This window comes from Paraburkholderia hospita (assembly GCF_002902965.1).
Taxonomy (GTDB): domain Bacteria; phylum Pseudomonadota; class Gammaproteobacteria; order Burkholderiales; family Burkholderiaceae; genus Paraburkholderia; species Paraburkholderia hospita.
On sequence record NZ_CP026108.1, the window covers coordinates 798430 to 818025 of the forward strand.

17 protein-coding genes and 2 pseudogenes are annotated in these 19596 nt (G+C 54.5%); 9 read left to right on the forward strand and 10 right to left on the reverse strand.

All coding sequences use genetic code 11. From position 1 onward, the window contains the following. The first annotated feature begins 642 nt into the window (after positions 1 to 642). Entirely contained in the window at positions 643 to 858 is a 216-nt protein-coding gene (locus C2L64_RS47960; protein WP_086908890.1) for a hypothetical protein, read from the forward strand. A gap of 517 nt (positions 859 to 1375) precedes the next feature. Here the strand turns inward: C2L64_RS47960 and C2L64_RS47965 are convergent. From C2L64_RS47965 to C2L64_RS47985, 6 genes are all read right to left on the reverse strand, one after another. Then, entirely contained in the window at positions 1376 to 1834 is a 459-nt protein-coding gene (locus tag C2L64_RS47965) for a RidA family protein (RefSeq protein WP_086908889.1), read from the reverse strand. A 204-nt stretch (positions 1835 to 2038) separates the two neighbouring features. Then, positions 2039 to 2848, reverse strand: a complete 810-nt coding sequence (locus tag C2L64_RS47970; protein ID WP_086908888.1) for a c-type cytochrome — start codon at positions 2846 to 2848, stop codon at positions 2039 to 2041. 1 nt (position 2849) lies between these two features. Next, positions 2850 to 4475, reverse strand: coding sequence for a b(o/a)3-type cytochrome-c oxidase subunit 1 (locus C2L64_RS47975; RefSeq protein WP_086908887.1), 1626 nt, complete (start codon positions 4473 to 4475; stop codon positions 2850 to 2852). Then, complete coding sequence (locus C2L64_RS47980) at positions 4465 to 5037, reverse strand: cupredoxin domain-containing protein (RefSeq protein ID WP_086908886.1); 573 nt, start codon at positions 5035 to 5037, stop codon at positions 4465 to 4467. Before C2L64_RS47980 ends, C2L64_RS47975 begins: the two co-directional genes overlap by 11 nt. Next, a complete protein-coding gene (locus tag C2L64_RS54400) occupies positions 5034 to 5192 on the reverse strand; it encodes a hypothetical protein (protein ID WP_165778900.1) in 159 nt (52 codons plus the stop codon). Before C2L64_RS54400 ends, C2L64_RS47980 begins: the two co-directional genes overlap by 4 nt. Before the next feature lie 513 nt (positions 5193 to 5705). Beyond that, positions 5706 to 6341: a cytochrome P460 family protein gene (locus C2L64_RS47985; RefSeq protein WP_086908885.1), complete on the reverse strand. Its 636-nt coding sequence runs from the start codon at positions 6339 to 6341 to the stop codon at positions 5706 to 5708. Positions 6342 to 6844: 503 nt separating this feature from the next. On the opposite strand from C2L64_RS47985, the gene C2L64_RS47990 reads away from it, so the two are divergent. After that, complete coding sequence (locus C2L64_RS47990) at positions 6845 to 8929, forward strand: cytochrome c biogenesis protein ResB (protein ID WP_086908917.1); 2085 nt, start codon at positions 6845 to 6847, stop codon at positions 8927 to 8929. Between the two features lie 67 nt (positions 8930 to 8996). Here the strand turns inward: C2L64_RS47990 and C2L64_RS56495 are convergent, their stop codons facing one another. Then, positions 8997 to 9302, reverse strand: a complete 306-nt coding sequence (locus tag C2L64_RS56495; RefSeq protein WP_086908884.1) for a DUF2818 family protein — start codon at positions 9300 to 9302, stop codon at positions 8997 to 8999. Between the two features lie 778 nt (positions 9303 to 10080). On the opposite strand from C2L64_RS56495, the gene C2L64_RS48000 reads away from it, so the two are divergent. The 3 genes from C2L64_RS48000 (at position 10081) to C2L64_RS48010 (ending at position 11876) form a co-directional block, all read left to right on the forward strand. Next, positions 10081 to 10284, forward strand: a complete 204-nt coding sequence (locus C2L64_RS48000) for a cold-shock protein (RefSeq protein WP_086908883.1) — start codon at positions 10081 to 10083, stop codon at positions 10282 to 10284. Positions 10285 to 10797: 513 nt separating this feature from the next. Then, positions 10798 to 11262 carry a GNAT family N-acetyltransferase gene (locus tag C2L64_RS48005; protein ID WP_086908882.1) on the forward strand — a complete coding sequence of 155 codons (465 nt, stop codon included), beginning with the start codon at positions 10798 to 10800 and terminating at the stop codon, positions 11260 to 11262. Further along, positions 11259 to 11876, forward strand: coding sequence for an FMN-dependent NADH-azoreductase (locus tag C2L64_RS48010; protein WP_103154240.1), 618 nt, complete (start codon positions 11259 to 11261; stop codon positions 11874 to 11876). Before C2L64_RS48005 ends, C2L64_RS48010 begins: the two co-directional genes overlap by 4 nt. Positions 11877 to 12486: 610 nt before the next feature. Here C2L64_RS48010 and C2L64_RS48015 read toward each other — a convergent pair. Beyond that, positions 12487 to 13498, reverse strand: a pseudogene (locus C2L64_RS48015) (IS110 family RNA-guided transposase). A 101-nt stretch (positions 13499 to 13599) separates the two neighbouring features. Between C2L64_RS48015 and C2L64_RS48020 the strand changes: the two are divergent. Next, positions 13600 to 14384: pseudogene (locus C2L64_RS48020) on the forward strand (IS5 family transposase); the annotation flags it as partial. A gap of 1152 nt (positions 14385 to 15536) precedes the next feature. Beyond that, positions 15537 to 15857, forward strand: coding sequence for a RidA family protein (locus C2L64_RS48025; protein ID WP_158660641.1), 321 nt, complete (start codon positions 15537 to 15539; stop codon positions 15855 to 15857). A 414-nt stretch (positions 15858 to 16271) separates the two neighbouring features. On the opposite strand, the gene C2L64_RS48030 is transcribed toward C2L64_RS48025, so the two are convergent. Next, positions 16272 to 16793: an SAM-dependent methyltransferase gene (locus C2L64_RS48030; RefSeq protein ID WP_322790662.1), complete on the reverse strand. Its 522-nt coding sequence runs from the start codon at positions 16791 to 16793 to the stop codon at positions 16272 to 16274. A gap of 172 nt (positions 16794 to 16965) precedes the next feature. Here C2L64_RS48030 and C2L64_RS54670 point away from each other — a divergent pair, with 172 nt between their 5' ends. Continuing rightward, on the forward strand, positions 16966 to 17166 hold the full coding sequence (locus tag C2L64_RS54670; RefSeq protein ID WP_207634609.1) for a hypothetical protein: 201 nt from the start codon (positions 16966 to 16968) through the stop codon (positions 17164 to 17166). A 184-nt stretch (positions 17167 to 17350) separates the two neighbouring features. Here the strand turns inward: C2L64_RS54670 and C2L64_RS48035 are convergent, their stop codons facing one another. Continuing rightward, complete coding sequence (locus C2L64_RS48035) at positions 17351 to 17806, reverse strand: hypothetical protein (RefSeq protein ID WP_242681736.1); 456 nt, start codon at positions 17804 to 17806, stop codon at positions 17351 to 17353. 538 nt (positions 17807 to 18344) lie between these two features. On the opposite strand from C2L64_RS48035, the gene C2L64_RS48040 reads away from it, so the two are divergent. Then, a complete protein-coding gene (locus C2L64_RS48040) occupies positions 18345 to 19544 on the forward strand; it encodes an MFS transporter (protein ID WP_322790665.1) in 1200 nt (399 codons plus the stop codon). Positions 19545 to 19596 lie beyond the last annotated feature (52 nt).

Consider the following 19596-nt stretch of genomic DNA (forward strand, 5'->3'; position numbering starts at 1 on the left):
AGACCATTCATCCAGCCGATGCAGACGTCAGGGCGATCTAGACGGCGGTTCAGCGGCGCGTCGCGCCCGCTTGCCGCGCTTGCCGGACACGGCCCGACAAGCATAAGCGCCATCGGCTGGACGGTGTGGCACTCCCGCTAGAAGACACGAGCTCCGTGATACGCTCCTGAGCGCGCTTCCGTGCCGATCTCTTGGCCGAACAGTTGCACTGGCTGTATATGAACGCGTCCCGTTTGCGCAAGTGTTTCGTGTGTTCCGACATCGGCAGGATGGGTTGCAGCTGTATATCCGGCCTTGTCGCAGCCGATACCACCGCTGCGGGCCCCGATGAAATCCGCTGACTCACACCTCATTGCTCGAGCTCGAAGCTCCGCAGCCAGTAGCGTGCGCAGGTAGGTGTCGCCCCTCTTGCTGATCCCGTGCATTAAGTCCATCAACTTGAGGACACGCTCTTCAATACATTCACGGCATGACGACGCTGGTGTTTCTTTAACCTTATTTAGCCGCTTATGACCCCCCAGATGTTTGCGGAGACCATGCATATTTGTCCCGCTCCGTGGTCTGAAAGTATTTGTAAGGGTAACTATAAGTAGTCGGCCGCGTGAAATGTTCGTTTTTCGTCGGCAACATGCCGAGCACCATATGCCGCTCGACATTCTCGACGACGACGACCCCGAGTTCCACTACTATTCTGAACAAGGGAAGATCATTGATGGTCCCGCAAAAAGCAAAAAGACCGCGAACGTGCAATCCGGCGACACTGGAATTGCGAGAACGGCGTACACCGCGCCGATCACTGGCATAGTGATAATGCAGACAGATTCCGCGTGTTCTTCGATCGACCAGGACCCAACGTAATCGGGCCGTACATCCTATGTAGACAAGGTCGACTCGGAAGCTCTTCTTCAGTTCGACCACTCTGGCCCGAATGTAGTCCTTGGACAACACCATTATTTTATCGCGCACGTCGGCGTATATGTTTGCGCAAGCCATAGGTCCGTAGTCCATTACGCGCAGCCTGACACGGGCGACAGCGAATATAATGCGCGCCGGCGTTACGCATCACAGCGTATCGGAGTGGATCACAACGTCGCCAAACTGTTCCGCGTCGTCAGACCGCGAAGCGTTTCAACATCGATTCAATAGTCACCCGGATTCGCTGTTCGACCTGGGCGACTACTTGCCTATTCCTACACACGCACCAGCATGCTTCGCAAGAAACCCGGCGAGTATATTAGTGCGACAGACATCTTGAGAAGCGGCTTTGTTCATATTGATCCGGACGTTCAATGTGCGCTACTCCTCGACGAACGGACGAAACTCTGACACGATCGTCATGCGCTTCGACATCACCACAGGAATCAGCGTAAGCTGTTCATGCCGAGGGCAGCACTGCCTTGAAGACGATTTCGATGAGCTGCTCACGAAATGCCAGCCTCGATACGCCGATCAAATTGCTCGCGACCTGAGGTCGTTCGGTCGCGTATGCCTCTTTACGCACCTTGCCGGCGACAGCAAACGCCTCGTCGACATCAAGGACATAGAGCGTCTCTTCCACGACGTGATCTAGGCTCGCGCCGAACTGCGCGAGGACCTTCGCGGCGTTTTCATACGTCACCCGCATCTGCTCCGCCATCATCGAGTAGTCGGTTGGTTTGCCTGTCTCATCGAGCGTAGCAGGCGCGATCAAGACACCTTTTTCGTCATGGCTGAGCTGGCCAGACACAAAGATCATGTTTCCAATTTTGATCGCCTGTGCGTACCCATAGCCGTCCTCTGCTGGAACTCCGTGATACGCAGACTCTTTGCCATTAGAATCGATTGCGTCGGTCATGTCCGATCTCCTGTTCATTAGGCGAGGCACGCATGTCCCCGCACGGTGCTAACGTCACAACTTCTCAACACCGCGTCATACACTCAAGTCGAAACGCTATACAGTCACGGATGCCCAAATGTTTGCCGCCTGTCCGGTATTCTTGGGGAACTGATTTCGTTCTGCCTGACCACAATAACAACGTCAGCGCCCGCGCTGATAGTGTCAGGGCTGGGATATTCGTCCTTCCGAATCCGTGAACCCGCTATAGTATGCCGCCGCATCCTTTATCTCTGTTTCGGTCAGATTCCGAGCGATATTTCGCATTTGCTCGCCGGAATCATTATGTCGTTGACCTGCTGCAAAGGCATTTAGCTGAGCACCTAGGTAGGATGCCGAAAGACCCTGCAGAAATGGTGCTCCAGCCTTGTGATCAATGCCTCCGTGACAGACAGCACAGGAAACGACATTCTTTGTAGGGTTTCCACGCGCGACGATCGGCGGCACTAGGACCGTCGCAACGCCGCCCGTCAAATGCCCTGATGAAGCAAAGTAGTGTGCGAGGTCACGCATATCTCTCTCGGATAGTCCTTTGACCATCGAGGTCATTATTACATTGGTTCGCGCACCACTTTGAAAATCTGAAAGCTGCTTATAGACGAATGCAGCGTCTTGCCCGGCCAGAAGCGGCGCAACGGCCTGCGATGCGTTGTGGCAGGCAGCGCATCGTGCTGCGAGCACCTCGCCGCGCTGCACCGCGTCGGGGTCGTCATGAGCAAGTGTCTGCGACGTTATGGTAACCGCACTTACCGCGCCGTCAGCGGGATAGACGATTGATTCGTTCTCCGCCCAGTGGCGGGATACCCCTGCCGCGCTGCAGATCGCATTCCATATGCCTCGAAACTGAGGACCGCTCTGCACGGACGGCAGAAGGACAAACCCTATCGCAGCAGCAGCGGCCGCGACGGCGAGGGTACCGCACACGCTGCCTACCAGCCATCGGTTCGTCAGCGAAAACACTGGCTTCGCGTCCATGTCAGTGCCCTTGGCCGATCGGGATTCCAGGCACGGAGGTGTCTGGGCGGGCAATCAGCGACGCAATCGGATATCCGTAGTTAAACAATGTCAGACCGATCATCAAGGCGAGCCAAAGTCGAAAGCCGTTCAGCGCAGATGGCACACTCTCTGTCCGATGAATCGGCACACTAAAGGTGTAGTCGTCAACAAGATCGACCGTCGAGCGATGCGCGCGAACCAAAATGAAAATAAAGAGAAGACCGGCAACCAGACAGATGACTCCGCCAATGACCGATATGATCACAGGCAGCGCCTGAGACGAAATTTCACCATTCGTGTAGTCGAAGTATGCCATTCTTCGCGGCATACCCATGATGCCCACCAAATGCCAGGGGATTGTTAATACCATGATTCCGATGAACCAGAGCCATAGCTGGATACGGATCAGTCGCATGTCTGTGATCGCGCGACCAGTGATCTGCGGCCACAGGTCGTAAGCGATCACAAAGTACATGATCACAACCGCCCCGGCGAAAATGAGGTGAAAGTGTCCAGTCACCCATTGAGTGTTATGTATAGTCGAATCTAACTGGTAACTCATGTTGATAAGTCCGCCTGCTCCTCCAAAACCCAACATCACAAACGAAAAAGTGATGGCGAGCATCATGGGGTTACCCCATGGAAGGGCTTTTAACCAACCCATGACACCCTTCCCGCCCCGTAGCCGCCCCGCAATCTCAACCGAGGCACAGATTGTGAACACCGTTAGCAAAGTAGGAATTGCGACTAATGCCGTAAAGACCGAGTGCATGAATTTGAAGCCCGATCCAACTTGTGGATCAGCGAACAGGTGGTGTATGCCGATCGGCATTGACACAACCAGAAACATTACGAACGATACCCGCGCCATCAAATCGCTATAAAGTCTCCCGCCGATAGCGCGCGGAACGATTGTGTAATACGCAATGTAGGCGGGCATCAGCCAGAAGTACACAATAGCATGCAGAGTCCAAGAATAGAAAACGCGTGCGAGACCCGCATCAATGTTATGTTTCCATCCCAACGAAACCGGAATAATCTGAAAAATTATTTCGATTGCAGCACCGACGGCCGTCCATCCCCAGAGGTACGCGCTCGCGACACAGGCAAACATAGGAAGCGGAACGGGAACCCCCGGATTATCGCGCTTCCATATCGCGAGGTTCACGCCCATCAGCGCGACCCATACCCATGACCCCACAACGATCAGGACGACCCCTATATAGTAGATCGAGCTGCCGATCATCGGCGGGTAGAACGTGTAGAGAACTGAAGCTGTACCCCTCCCTATTGCGATAACCGCCAGCATAAAACCCAAGGCAACGGCGCCAAAGCCTACCCACGCTAGCTTCACCCCGACAATGGCGCGCTTAAGCGAAAGCTCTATGACCGCGTATCCGAGAGCCATCGCGACGAGAGTCGGGAAGACGTATGCCATAGTCGAGCCGTGCGCTGACACGGAACGATAGTAAATCTCTGGATCCTTTATCCACGGATGTAGCGGACTTCTCACGTACATCTGCCAGGCGCCCAATGCCAATGCTACAGCGAAACTCGCAAACGCAAGCCAGAAATGAAGAAGAACAAGCCGCTTGTTAATTAACACAGTTCAGCCTCCCGTTTGCCCCTTTTCGTTTAAGCATCTCAAAAAAGGCGGCACGCTCTATGACTTTGACGCGCGCCCACATCGCTTGATGACCAGTCCCGCAGTATTCGTGACACGGCATCAAATGCTCGGCTGGCTGCGGAAACACCGTTTTAAAAGTTGATATGTAGCCTGGTTCGATCATCGAATTGATGTTAGTCCCCGTTACAAGCATGCCGTGGATCGCATCAGCGCTGGTCGCTCTGAAAGTGATGGGCGTGTTAGCTGGAAGAAGGATACATTGAGGTGTGAACGAATACTGCTGCGCCAGTACCCGGACGATAACGGATCCGTCTTTTGATGCGGCACTCCCCAAATTACTTTCTGAAAACTCGCTATTGGTTTCCAAGGATGCAATCCGTATGGTTTCCACTCTGGACGGCGGCATCATCGCCCAATGCAATCCCGTGAAGACGACTGTGAGCATCAGAATGAGCATGATTGCCGACATCATAATCGCCCACCTTCGTTCGATTTTGTGGACGATACTGATTGACGGATTTTCCCTGATATTGTCGCTCATTGGATTACGCCACGCGGAAGGAAAACAAGTACATAAAATACGATCCATATGAGGATCACGATTGCCGTCGCAGTACCTGCTAGAACAATCGCGCCTTTCGGCCCATCGAGAACGATGCGTTCAAGCGTTTGATCCTCGTCTTCTTTCGGCTTCACTTGGTTTTCCCATGGCAATTCAGGACAGGTTGAACATGTCCAGCATGCAAAGCTTTAAACGGATCCGGGACGCTGGTCGACACGGAATCCGGATCGGACACGCACGAAAATCCCATACGGGCTAGAGTCCGCGCTTCCGCGCCATCGCGAACACGCTGAACCGACAGGTGAAGCTGCGGTAGCTTTACTTACAGCGCGACTCTGGCTCGTCGCTCCGACAATGACAAGGTTCGCGTTGACAAACAGCAATCGCGCAGCGCCATTGCCGATCAGCCGAGCGACGGCAGACTATTGCAAGAACCGTACACCGCGCTTCAACTTTCTATCATGCGGCGCCGAGTTACCAAACGCTAAGTAGTCTCTGCATAAGCAGACATCGCATTTTCCAGGGAGCACAACACACCGGCACCTGCCTCACCGCGCTGATCAAGACGGAGGGCACCTGATGACCAGCGCGGTGTCAGCATATGCGCCGAAGGATCTACCTAGCCGGTATAACCGCGGCGCACAACCTTATTGGGCTTCGGGCTTGTAGTTCGGGTTCAGGTGCCCATCATCGTCAAGCAGTCGATAGAACTGCGTCCAGACGTCATCCTTCTTTGCACTAGCAATGTGGCAGTATGCGCATTCCTCTTTCGCCTTGACTTTCGCCATCTTTGCCTTCGGCTCGAAGTGATTGAAGTTGAAGTATCCCCAACCGTCTGTCGCGGCGAAACGCTTTGAATCTTTCACCGTGACATCAGCGCCGTTGAACTTCCCAGGGAACAGGCCTCGACCGGACGGCTCATTTCTTGAACCATCAGGAAACTGCTGCGGCGTCGTCAGCTGAAGTTCTTTGACAAAGATGGTCCCTTCAGGGAATTCGCCGGTTTTCTTGTAGATTGCGTACGAACCCGGCTCAATGTAGACGTTGTGGTACTCGGGGAAGTTTGCCTTCCCTCCGTTAAGGGCGTTCGGCGTCAACGGACTTCCGACGTAGATCCATTGGTGGAAGTTCTTTGGAAGCAGAAGCTGGCCATCTGCGGTGTATTGCGGCAGTTGCCGCTTTACCGTGGGAAGGTCTTGTCCATCCGAGTCAGCCCAAGCGCCGGTGCTAAATGATGCGCACGCGATCAATACTGCACTAATGACTGAGAGTCGCTTCAACATGCGGATTCTCCTATACGTGAACGAGATAACCGGAATCTAGTACGCTTTGCGACGTCCCAGTCCGTAGCCTGTATTGGCTACGGAATTAAATACTTTTGAGGCTCATCATTCAACGATCCACAGGTATATGAATCATGCCCTTATGGTTGCGCCACGTTGATGCCGTACTCCAGCGTATCATGACGCTCTGTCAGCTGCCCGCCCAATGGGAGACATCGCCGGCGGGACGAGCTGATGACGCCGTCCCGTTCGATATACGCATGTATAGTCAGCCACTCTTTGTTCTCACCACAAACTCGTGTAGAAATCAGAATTGAGGATTGTTTTAATTGTCCAAAGCACGCCGACAGTCGGAGTGACGATGATACCAATCCTTTACACCGTCCCACCTACCATTATCTGGAGTGCCCTTGAGCGAGCGTCCGACGGCCGAAGGCCAGATTTGCTATAGAGTTCGCGGAAATGCATACGAGCTCAAGCACGCCATTGATCTTCTCAGGTCGATGCGTTTTGCCATCGCTTTGCTGGTGATACTGGCGATTGCAAGCGTCGTGGGCACTGTCCTCACACAGGAGGATACCTACGTCAATTACGTGAACCAGTTCGGTCCATTTTGGGCTGACATTTTCCGCGGGCTCGATTTATACGACGTCTACGGATCCTGGTGGTTCATGCTGATCCTGGTCTTTCTTGTGATCTCGGTCTCACTCTGTTTGATTGACAATGCCCCGAAGATGATCCGGGACGCGCGCGGCTGGAAGGATCGCGTGCGCGAAGGAAGCCTGCGCGCATTCCGCCACAAGAGTGAGTTCCGCGCTACTGCGCTAGGTGGCGTCGATACGGCCGAACTGCTGATGCGCCTCGGACGTCAGCTGGGCTATAGGCTAGTCACCCGTAATACCGATACCGGAGAGATCCTGATTGCAGGTAAACGTGGTGCTCTTACAAAGCTAGGCTACATTTCGGCCCATTTGGCGATCGTGGTCATCTGCATTGGCGGCCTGCTGGACAGCAATCTGCCTATTCAGCTGCAGATGTGGTTCTCTGGGAAGACTGCGACCGAGTTGGATACGGAGGTAGACGCAGTTTCTCCGGATCACCGACTACCCCCTTCAAACCCGACTTTCCGCGGGTTCTCTCTTGTACCCGAAGGGCGGCAAACTAGCACGGTCGTACTTAGTCGCCGGGACGGTTCCTTGATCCAAGACCTGCCGTTTTCAATTCAGCTGAAAAAGTTCGTGGTTGATTATTATTCAACCGGCATGCCCAAACTTTTCGCCAGTGATATCGTGGTCACGGACCATAAGACTGGGCAACGCGTTCAGGCACGCGTCCAAGTGAACAAGCCGTTCACCTACGACGGCATTTCAATTTATCAATCCAGCTTTCAGGACGGCGGATCCAAGGTCGCGATGACCGTGTGGCCGATGGCCGGCACAGGAGAATTCACGGAGCAGCTTCAAGGCGTAATCGGGGGCGTTACGCAGATTCACCTTCCGGCCGCCGGAGAAAATAGAGAGATCGTGGAGCTGACCGACTTTCGTTCGATCAACGTCGAAGACACTCATAACGCGGACGATGTCCGTAGTGCGCGAGGCGCTCTGAAGGAACATTCTCTCGAGAAGGAGATTGACGCACGACTCGGATCGGGCGCGAAAAGTAATCTACCTACGAGATTACGAAATCTAGGGCCCTCGATGCAGTACAAGGTTCGCGATATCAACGGGCAGGCCCACGAATATCAAACCTTCATGCTTCCAGTAAATATCTCCGGCCAGCAGGTGTTTATGAGCGGCGTAAGGCTGGGGGTCAACGATTCATTCCGCTTTCTCAGGATCCCCGCAGACGATTATAATTCAGTAAGGGACTGGATGAATCTTCGAGCCGCCCTGCAGTCTCCGAGCATGCGGAGCCAGGCCGTATCCCGATTCGTACGGCGTTCGTATTCGGATGCAGATACTGACGCTCAGAAAGTTGCTGCATCCGACGTATCTCGGCTGCTAGACCACTTCGCTGGGGCCGAGGGAACTAAGAGCCCAATGACAGTCCCGGCATCAGCCGGCGGCTTCATGGCGATTGCTGGCTTGATCGACCACTCCATGCCTGCGGCGCAACAGGAGAAGGCGGTGATGGCCCTCCTACGCACGCTCAACGGTGTTATGTGGGATCTATGGCAGCTATCTCGCATTAAGCATGGCGAGCCTGAGACGAAACAAGATCCGTCACATATGTCCTTTATCCGGGCTTCGGTCGATGCACTGTCAGACAGCTTCTACTACGGCGCGCCGATCTTCCTCCAACTTGACTCGTTCACGCAAGTTCAGGCGTCGGCATTCCAGTTGACTCGGGCACCAGGTAAGCGCTTCGTATATATCGGTAGCCTTTTGCTGGTGATCGGCATCTTCTCGATGTTCTATGTGCGCGAGCGGCGCCTCTGGTTCTGGATCAAGAGTTCAAAAGAAGGTGGCGCAGAAGTCTTGATGGCGATGTCCACCGCTCGACGTACGCTTGACTTCGAGAGGGAGTTTGTACGTACGCGCGACGCGGTACACATCGCACTGGACACGAAAAGCGCTCAGACACGCTGAGGTCCCCACCAGCCGGGCAACAAGTCCGGCTGGCACATGACGTATCAAAGACCGGCGCTCGATGACATCAGCGACGAAGCAATGTCCGTGGGAGCAGAAACCGAAAGACGAATCCTGGAAACGAAAACACCATCAATAGTGATACGGTGATTACATAGAATTGCCATCCTTGGTCAAACACCCTACCCTCCCGTGCCTCCAACGAATATGCCGCTGAGGCCAAAATCATGTACATCAATACAAACTCCACTATATAAACCAAGGATGTCTTGCCATTTCGAAGGGTGATAACACCAAAGAACCTGCGTGTGGTAAAAGGAAAATTGGCCAACGATACGGCCAAGGTGAGAATAAACCAGCCGGAGACTGACATTGAGATTGACCTTATATCGCTTGTAACGTCGGATGGGAAGCTCCATGATGAGACCTGTGAATCCTGGTTCAGATGACGGGCTCAATAGTCTCAAAGCTACCAGCGTTCAATTGAACGCAACATCAGAACATAATTCAATGCTCCAAAGGTATAAATATTTAATACCTAAATACACCTAGGCGGTCCCCGCGTGACCAGACAGACATAAGAGCCAGTCACGGCATCATGCGACCATGAACATGCAGGTTGCGCAGGTACGCGGGGACAACACTCATCGCTATCTTTGCCTACTATAAGCGCACACTTGGCGAAATCGCGCTCTCAAAGCCTTCTGTTCTAGATTCCTGTTGAAGTACAACCACAGATCGCGCTGCCGTAGGCCCTGACAAGTGGTTCAAGAACCGTCACATTGTGCCCCGCTTCCCGCCAACGGCCCGCAACGCTCAGGAGATGGGCAAGGATTCAGGATGATTGCAGGCAGCGCGTAAGACGGATTGTCAATGCTAGCTTTGGGCGTGAACCTGTTCCGCATCTGGGCATTCGCGACTTTATACGCGGGTCTATCCATGGATACCAGAGGCTCGTTGATTATTGGCTGGACGCCTTATAAAATTGCACGGTGATCGCTGCATACAGGGCGAGCACAAGACTTGCACTGTTCGATCGACAGGCACCGATAGGCTTCTATCTTGTTGCTAGTTGACAGCCGTTTTCTCGGTCGGCGGAGAGCCCATATTCAGACGCACTATCTCGATAACCGAATTCAAAGGAAAAGCAAATGGCTACAGGTACTGTGAAGTGGTTCAATGATGCAAAAGGTTTTGGTTTCATCAAACCCGATGATGGGAGCGGAGACCTCTTCGCACATTTCTCGGAGATTCGAGCGACCGGATACAAGTCTCTCCGGGAGAATCAAAAAGTTTCCTTCGAGATCGGCGTGGGTCCAAAAGGCAAGCAGGCAGCAAATATCCGGGCATCATGAATCGCGAGTCAAAATTCGGATCGCGTGCCTCAGGCCAAGCTATCGTTCGTGGTTCGACGATCGGTCAGGATCGTGCCGGGGCCGTAATGTAATTTCTGCTGCAAGTCGGCCGTCCTGGCTCCGAGCATCTTCACTGCTGCATTGATGAAGCAACGATGACACAAACTGCATCTGGAACGGGGGCATCGCTTGCTGCTCCAGTGGCGGCCGTCGATTTGGACGTCGTCTACGACAACGATCGATTCTGCTATTCGACGCGCGACGCGAAAGCATATCCACGCCACCTAGCGCGGCTGCGCATTGCGCGGCCACTAGGCGGGTTATGAACTGTCCCTTTCGAGCGGCAATGACGACGACGGTCAATGATGCTTTCAGGACCACCCGCTAACAGCCGGAATTGCCAGACCCGTCAGGAGCCATCGAAGATGACCTAGTCAGACGATCATTTCTTGTCCCTATGGCACGTTTCATTAACTGGATAAAATTCGCGCGGTGCAACAAGGAGAAGACGATATGGGTACGAACGTGACGTTCCAGCATCTTGAGTCCCCCGATGATTGGATCCGCGCCTTCGACGTCATGAAGGAATTGCGGCCGCATCTGACGAACCCCAAAGCCTTCTGTGACCAATTGCGCCGTCAGCACGAAGAGAACTATCGTCTACTCGCCGCGCGCAGCGCGGAAGGGACAATCCTCGGTCTAGCCGGGTATCGCGCGCAAACGAATACACTGTATGGGCGCTTCATTTATCTCGACGACCTTGTCGTAACTTCTCGACTGCAACGCAGTGGCATAGGAGCGGACCTGCTCAACAAGGTTCGCGAGATTGCGCGTCAAGCGTGCTGCGCGCACTTCGTGCTCGACACGGGGCTGCACATGCCGCTCGCGCAACGTTTCTACTTCCGCAACGGCCTGCTCGCCAAAGGTATGCACTTCGTGGAACCACTCGCGCCCTGCGGATCGGGTTGCGAACAATGAAAATTCTTTTCGTGAACGCCAGCCCGCATGGCCAAACGAGCCACGGCTACCGTCTCGCCGTTGAGATGATTCGCTCGCTGGGTGAGAATGTGCATAGCACGCTGGTGGAGCGCGATCTCGTTTCGACACCATTGCCGCCGATCACGCAGGACTATGCGAAAGCCATTACGTCACGTGAACCCGATGTAAGCCTGTTCGACGTGTCTGACCAGCTCATTCGTGAGATCGAAATGACGGACGCGCTCATCATCAATACACCGATGCACAACTTCACGGTTCCGGCCGCGCTGAAGCTCTGGATCGACTACGTACTGCGGGTTCATCGCACCTTCTCCGTAACGCCGGAGGGGAAGGTCGGTCTTATGCGCGACCGGCCCTCCCTTGTGATAGTCGGTTCCGGTGGTTTTCATAGCGGCGATCGGGCCTGGCAAGGAGATTTCCTCACCCCATATCTACGTTACGCGCTCCGGTCCATCGGATTGCAGAGCACTCATTTCGTGTTGCTGCAAGGACTCACGCGTGGCGACGACGCTGTAACAGACGCCCTCCAGCGAGCACGGGAAGAAATCGCACAACACCCACTCTTTGCATCAGGCGATTCCGTTTCTAGCTAGCGCCGCATATGCGTCGTACGTGTGCCGCGGTAAGGTTGCAACGCAACCTCCTTCATTGGCCTCCTGAGATACGAGGCTGAGAACTGGTCCGTGCTCCGGCGCGCCTTGTACGCGCTCGGGTACCGCGCCCAGTATGCCCCCTTCACTACGGTCGAACCTCCCGTCCGGTCCTGAAAACACGCCCATGTGCGTGCCATCCGTCGACGGAAGCATAGGCGCTGATCCCGAGCTGCACGGACTCCGACCGGGGCCGACCGCGCCCGCGTCGACTTCCACGCTATTAGAACCTTTAACAAAATGATTGCCGGGGGCTGTTTACTTCCAACGACTGCTGTAATCTATGGCGCCCCCCGCTTTTGCAATGATGATTTTTTTGGTGTGTTGGCTTGCGCAAATCTAACCGGCGTCGGAGCAGAGTGAATCGTCGCGCCTCGATGAGAATCGCGCCTGGCGGTCCTTATAACAGAAGCAGCCTCGGAAGCTGGCTAACCTCTCAGGATTTCCGTCAGGCCGGCTTGCCGTTCACGTCATCAATATTTCAGCAATCGCAAAACCAGATGGGTTGACTACGGTAAGTAAGTAAAAAAGCTGGCCGCTTGTGCACCGGCGCTCACGTGCCCAGCTCGAATATAGCGTCGCGGCTCGCGATCGCCCATGCGATTCGCGCCAACTTGTTGGCCAAAGCGCAGGTCACCATGTTTGAGTGTCGTCGTGCAAGCATCGAGCGCACCCAATCGGCGACTGGGCCAGAGTAACTGTGCAGATGCAACATGAAGGCGTGGGCACACTGGACGAGCAGGCGGCGAATGTTCGTGTCTTCCCGCTTGGAGATTCCGAGCAGGTTCGATCGGCCTCCCGTGCTGTACTGACGTGGCACCAACCCGACAGCAGCGGCAAAGTAGCGGCCGCATCGATATTGCTTGCCATCGCCGAGTTCGGAGCTGAGCAGGCTTGCCGTAATCGGCCCGACTCCGGGAATCGTCAGCAGTCGCTGACCTATGGAGTCTTCTGCAAGCTGTCGGTTGAGTTCCTTTCCGATCTCGCCAATCTGCTCAACAAGGTATTTGAAATGTGCATGCAGGCGCTCGAGGATCGCAACGATACGCGGCGGCAAGGAATGCTCCGCGAGCAGTGCTGGCAAGCGCCTGACAACCGCATTGCCAACAGGGAGTGTCACGCCGAACTCGAGCAGGAACCCATGCATCTGGTTGGTGGTGCGCACCTTGTCCCTCACCAGTGCGTCGCGTACACCGATGCAACGCCAACAACGTCTGCGGCGATTCAGTCTTCGGCGTAACGAAGCGCATCGACGGTCGGGAAGCGGCTTCGCAGATTGCCTCTGCGTCGACAAAACCATTCTTGTTGCTCTTCACGAACGGACGTACGAACTGCGGAGAAATCAGCTTTATCTCGTGCCCGAATGCCATGAGTTTACGTGCCATGTAGTGAGCCCCTACGCAGGCTTCCATGACGACGGTACATTGCTGGAAGGCGGCGAAGAATTCGAAGAGCTGCTTGCGGGATACCTTTCTGCGAAACACGGCTTTGCCTGCCTTGTCCTGACCATGAAGGTGAAATGCATGCTTGCCCAGATCCATTCCGATCAGCGTGACGTTTTGCATGGCAGTGATCCCCCTAGGAAATTCCCGGCAGCGTACACCCGCTGCGCGGGAGGGAGTGACCATCCCATTAACCTCATCATTGTTTCGGTGACGAAAAGGATATGGCCAAACCGATACTTGATGACGAGTTGTGGCAGCTCATCGCACCTTTGCTGCCCCCGCCCAAAACTCGCCGTTCGCGCCACCCGGGACCTAAGCCGCTCGATGATCGTGCGGTGCTCACGGGAATCCTGTTCATCCTGCAGACGGGCTTGCGCTGGGACCTGCAGCCGCGCGAGATGGGCTGCGGCAGCGGCATAAGCTGCTGTCGCCGTCTTCGGGACTGGCAGGCCGCCGGCGTCTGGGACCGACTGCATGAAGTCCTGCTCGCAAAGCTACGCGCGGCTGACCAGATTGACTGGTCCCGTGTCATCGTCGATTCCTCCTCGATCCGCGCAGTGGGTGCTGGTCAAAAACGGGACCGAATCCCACGGACCGTGCGCGACCCGGTTCAAAGCACCACCTCATCACCGAAGCGCAGGGCACCCCGCTCGCGATAATCCTCACTGGCGCCAACCGCAACGATGTCACCCAGCTTCACCCACTGGTCGACGTTATTCCACCCATTGCTGGCAAGCGCGGCCGGCCGCTTTCCAAGCCGCGCATCGTTCAGGTCGACCGGGACTATGATCACGACAAATACCGCAGCCCGTTACACGCAGCCGGCATCGTCACTGAAATCGCACGACGTGGCGAGCCTAATGGCAGCGGACTCGGAAAAACACGCTGGGTTGTCGAGCGCACCATTTCATGGCTCCATAACTTCCGCCGACTACGCATCCGCTTCGAACGCCTTGCATTTACCCACGAAGCCTTCATGAAAATCGCCCGCTGCATCATCTGCTGGCGCAAACGCCTCTTAGCGGCGAGCAAGATCAGCCGACATTCCCAACGACCAACTCTCTCATCGTGGCACAAAGCAAGGTGTTATTACTGGATGTGCTACTTTACCCGGTCCGGCCTTTGTGAGCGATCTCGCCCTCAAGGCCAGGGCTTCCTATGAAGCGCCATCTTTCGATAAAGCCATCTGACGCTCCGCAGCTGATGTAAGCGTATGACGCCCTCCTTTACCGCCGTCTCACCACAAGATAATAGCTCGCATGGGACATCTCCTGTGGATATCTCATGCGGTAACAGCTTCTAAACGCATGGTCAGGTTGTGGGGGCCAACCATTCCATCGCAAACTCCCCCGGCAGCTTGCATCGTCTCTCGGCGAGATGTTCAGCAATGCATATACGGATGTATCGCTTTCGATACTTCGTTCCGGTTGAATATATTACGATTTGAACATTTAATAGCAGTTCCGGAAAAATTGTCACTATATTTCCTGAACCTTAATTGTTACCTGACTGGGACTAGCGATGCAGCCAGACGAAAGGATTTACTTCTCATATGTTGAAGGGCATCCATTAAGTAATTTCGCATTGACTGCCACTACTCCAAAAGATCACCGGCAATCGCTCTCTCGATTTCCTTTCGATCCGGCATCAAACATCTTTCGGTTCAATCCGAACGGTGAATCTGCTCGGCGCCGATAGCCAAGCCTTGATCTGAAAATGACGGCGCGGTGCGTTGGCGCAAACCAAGCTTCTCGACCGTGTCACGCCGTTGTCGTCGCGAGTTACGGCAACTGATCTGGCAGTTAAATCCGACCATGTTGGTATCGTCCGCAATTGCGTACATAGAAGACGTCAAGCACGTCGACGAGAGGTTCGCTGCATCTGACGCGCGCGACCGCGCCCTGCCGCAACAGCCTGCTCTACATCGCAAAAGAACGATTCTCGTGGCGAACAATTTCTAGCGCCAGCTCGAAAATTGCCGACACGCTTGCGCTGATTCAATTTCCGTGAGCTTATCGACGTTCGAGCTGACGAAAACCTTCAACTCCGTTAAATCATGGAGAAATCTATGCGTTGTTCTGCACTCGGGTCTCCCACCTCATCGAAAACGAAGTCGGGTGACAACGCCCCTCCCACCCAACCTAAGCTTCGATGGTTGATGATGTCAGGCAACGCGGATCTTTTATCCTCGAAGCAAATCTCTACAAGCATAGAAGAGCAGACCGAGAGCATATGGAGAAGCACGGTTGACGCACTTGAGAGATCAGGAATGACAGTGCATGATATCGTTAAAGTGACACAATATCTCAAACTCGAAGAACATATACCCTTATATTCAGCGATTCGAGAAAAATATCTTCAAGGTGCAACTCCTGCTTCCACACTCTTGGTAGTCCCCCATCTTGATCCGTCGAGCAGGTTAGTTGATGTGGAAATTATCGCAGCGAAAGACGTTTTGGAGTTCTCGCCGAAACAGTGAATATTTCGCTGCGAAGGACGTCCAATGGACGCTTATAGTGCAGTCATGCCCACGACCCAATATGTCTCTTACGCGTAGTTCACACTCTCCGTCTTAGCGCTTCTATCGGCTTTGTAGCCGAACCCATCGGCCACTGGCGACGATCGACATTCATATCGAAAATCAGAGACCCAACCTACGACACGTCGGATACAACCAGGCCTGAAGTTCGCGAAGCGTGATCGGAAGATCGGCAAGCTTAGCCCTCGCGGTCTGGACACAGCAGCGGTCGCTTAGCGCTGAATTGCCCACCGCTAAGCGTTGACGACCCATCATAGCGACGCCCTAAGCGACCGGACATTTTCGCGGTGAAATGTCGCCACGCTGCAAAAGGAATGCTCCCTCACTGTCGCCGTCGGGGATGGTCAGGGAATTTCAAGATGGCTTTCTAGCTATAACCGTAGGAAACATACGCGCTCGGTCGTTCAGAAAAGTCACATCTCGGAAACCAACGCGCTCAAGCTGAGCACGTGTTTCCGAATGAGTGCGGAACGAGCTCCATTTGACCTCTACTATCTGTACAAATAGTAAGTGTTGGAGCGCAAGCGCATCGTGTGCGACCGCATTCACGTCCCATGGCGATTCATCCGACAGCCCAGGCGGCGGCGTCAAAAAACTCGTAACAAGCTGACCGCCGGGCCTCAGTGCGTTGAAGAACTTAAGATATAGGCTGACCACGCGTTCGTTATCGGATTCGTATATATTCAGACCATTGCTTGTCAGTATATCCACTTCAGCGTTCAGGTCCATCTCCCACGCGTCGGCACGGCGCAGCTCTATCTGTCGAGCGAGGCCGCGTTGATTCGCAAATTTTTGTGCTCCGTCGAGCGCGTTTTGATCGAGATCAAGGCCCAACAACCTCACGTCAGAACTACGCTCATAATCGAGCAGCAACAAGTCACCCATCCATCCGCAAGGCACAGACGCAAGCGCGAATCCCGGTTCTATCCTCGCCTGCAATTCCTGACGAAAAATCTTGAAGCGTTCGCGAGTGGCGAGTACCGCCGGAAGTCTCTCAAAAATGAGGTATTCGCGCTGGACACTCGCTTCGCCGCAAGGAGTCCGTCTCGTGAGTTACAAGTCGATGCGTCCAATAGGCATCGAGCCCGCGGTTGGCCAGCAGGAACCTTCCAAATTCGAACCTGGACAACTGATCAACGAGAGCGAGTTGATGCTTGAGAGTCGCTACGGGGACGTTTCCGCCCCTGCGCAGCCGAGCTTTTACTGCCTCAACCACTCGTTGGTTCGCGGGATCGACCTGGCATTGTGAGAAATTAGTCGAGAGGAGTCTGTCACTGGGCTACGTTTTACGTGGTTAGTCACGAAGTCAATCATAGCTGGCAGACCGTCCATTCCAAACTGTTTTGAAATGCATCCATCTCGGCGACGACCGAACAATCGACACCATGAGCCAACGAAATTTCCCGAGCTACCGTTCAAGGCTCGGGAGGAGGTCAAGCGCGCCTGTATCCCATCCGATCAAACGATTCTCCGGCGCGAAACCGCTCCAAACGGTGACCGGCTTCGATGATTGCCGCGAGTGGCGCGCGACGCATTTGATAATCGTATGTGGTGACAATGGTAGCGAAATGCTGGAATTCTTCCTCCTCAAGCATCCACAAGTCGGAATGTCGACCTCGATTGAATGCCGCGAAAAGAATGCTTTCGGCCTGCTTCATTTGGTCGAACGTAGCGTCGCCATAACCCGCTTCGATGAGCAGGCCAGTCACGATCATGACTTGGCATAGCGTACGCGCGGCATCGGCATTGCCCCTTTTTCGTCGCATGGCATCGAGTGCGACGTGCACCTGCAAGCTGACACGGTCCGCTTCGGCACGAGCTATAGGTAACAACGCCGCCTTACTCCGGCGCACCCGCGCCGCCTGGGCGGTTCTTTCAAATGCAGTCATCCTAGTCATCACATGAATAAAGCATGGTTTAAAATGGCATCGAGGTCGAATACTACACCGCTTCATGCCGGAATATATAACGTCGGGCTCTCGTCAGCCGTCCATAACGCATCGACGCTCGAAATGCGCAATCCCGAAGTTCAAGTAGCGCAATCACAGGGATATCGCTTCAATACCTAAGTATGTTTTCATTTCCTTCTGGAACGTTTTAGAGTAGTGCAGAAGCGATTGACGTCTGAAATGTAACCGCGAGAAATGCGTGGCTTGTCACTATGAACTGCTATAAGAAGAAACCTGAGGCAATCGCACGACATGCTCGTGAGCAGCAGTCAAAAGTCACTTCGGCCACGTATTCCTCGATGGTCCTCGAGAATGCAGAACGGATATGAAAGGATGATATGCGCCGCTAACCAAAGTCGGTGAGACCGCACTCGGTTACGAATACCGTTGTGCTCTGCGCGCACCGACAAAATGGCCCACTTCTCAACGAGTGCAACATCCCAGCCGGCGCGACCGCGCCCTTTTTTGATTGATCCACATGCACGCCTCCTCCACATCTTCGATTTCCCATTCGCGAATGAGTGCACCGGAATTGCGCGCGACGCTCTCGCTCGCCGCAATCTTTTCCCTGCGCATGTTGGGCCTGTTCATGATCATGCCGGTGTTTTCGATATACGCGAAAAGCATCGCAGGTGGCGACAATGCACTGCTAGTAGGCATCGCTCTCGGCGCCTACGGCGTCACACAGTCGCTGCTGTATATTTTCTATGGCTGGCTTTCTGACAAGTTGGGACGAAAGCCAGTGATCATCACAGGCCTCGTGATCTTTGCAATCGGCAGCTTCGTGGCGAGCTTCGCGCACGACATCACATGGATCATCGCTGGCCGGATAATCCAGGGCATGGGTGCGATTTCCTCCGCAGTGCTAGCGTTCATCGCCGACCTAACCTCCGAGGCACACCGCACCAAGGCCATGGCTATGGTGGGCGGCTCGATCGGCATGTCATTTGCCATGGCGATCGTCGGCGCGCCCATCGTGTTCCACTGGCTAGGTATGGGCGGCCTCTTCGCGCTCGTCGGCACATTTTCAATTCTTGCGGTAGCCGTCGTGCTATGGATCGTGCCAGATGCGCCCATGCCTGTGCATGTGCGGGCGCCGTTCGCGGAAGTACTGCGCAATAAAGAGTTGCTGCGTCTTAACTTCGGCGTACTCGTGCTGCATGCCACTCAGACCGCGCTCTTTCTGGTCGTCCCACGCCTGCTCGTGGACTCGGGACTCCCCGTCGCGTCACACTGGCAGACCTATCTGCCGGCTATGGGCCTTTCGTTTTTTCTCATGGTGCCTGCTATCATTGCCGCTGAAAAGCGACACATGATGAAGTCGGTGGTCGTCTCAGCTATTGGACTCGTCCTCATTGGCCAGTTTATGCTTGGCTTGCTCGCGCATACTATAGTAGTCGCGACAATCCTGTTGTTCGTGTATTTCCTTGGTTTCAATATCCTCGAAGCCGTGCAGCCATCGTTGGTATCGAAGCTCGCGCCGGGCAACCGCAAAGGGGCAGCAACGGGCGTCTACAACACCACGCAGTCGATCGGTCTTGCGCTCGGCGGTGTGGTGGGCGGATGGTTGCTCAAACACTCCGGCGCGAGCGCAGTGTTTTACGCGTGCTCGTTTCTTGTCCTATGCTGGCTCCTCGTCGCTTTCGGCATGAAGGCGCCAGTGCCGCGCAAAGCCTGACTTTTGCATCGGGCGCGAACGAGGAATTGACGTCCTACCTGCCTTCGACTGG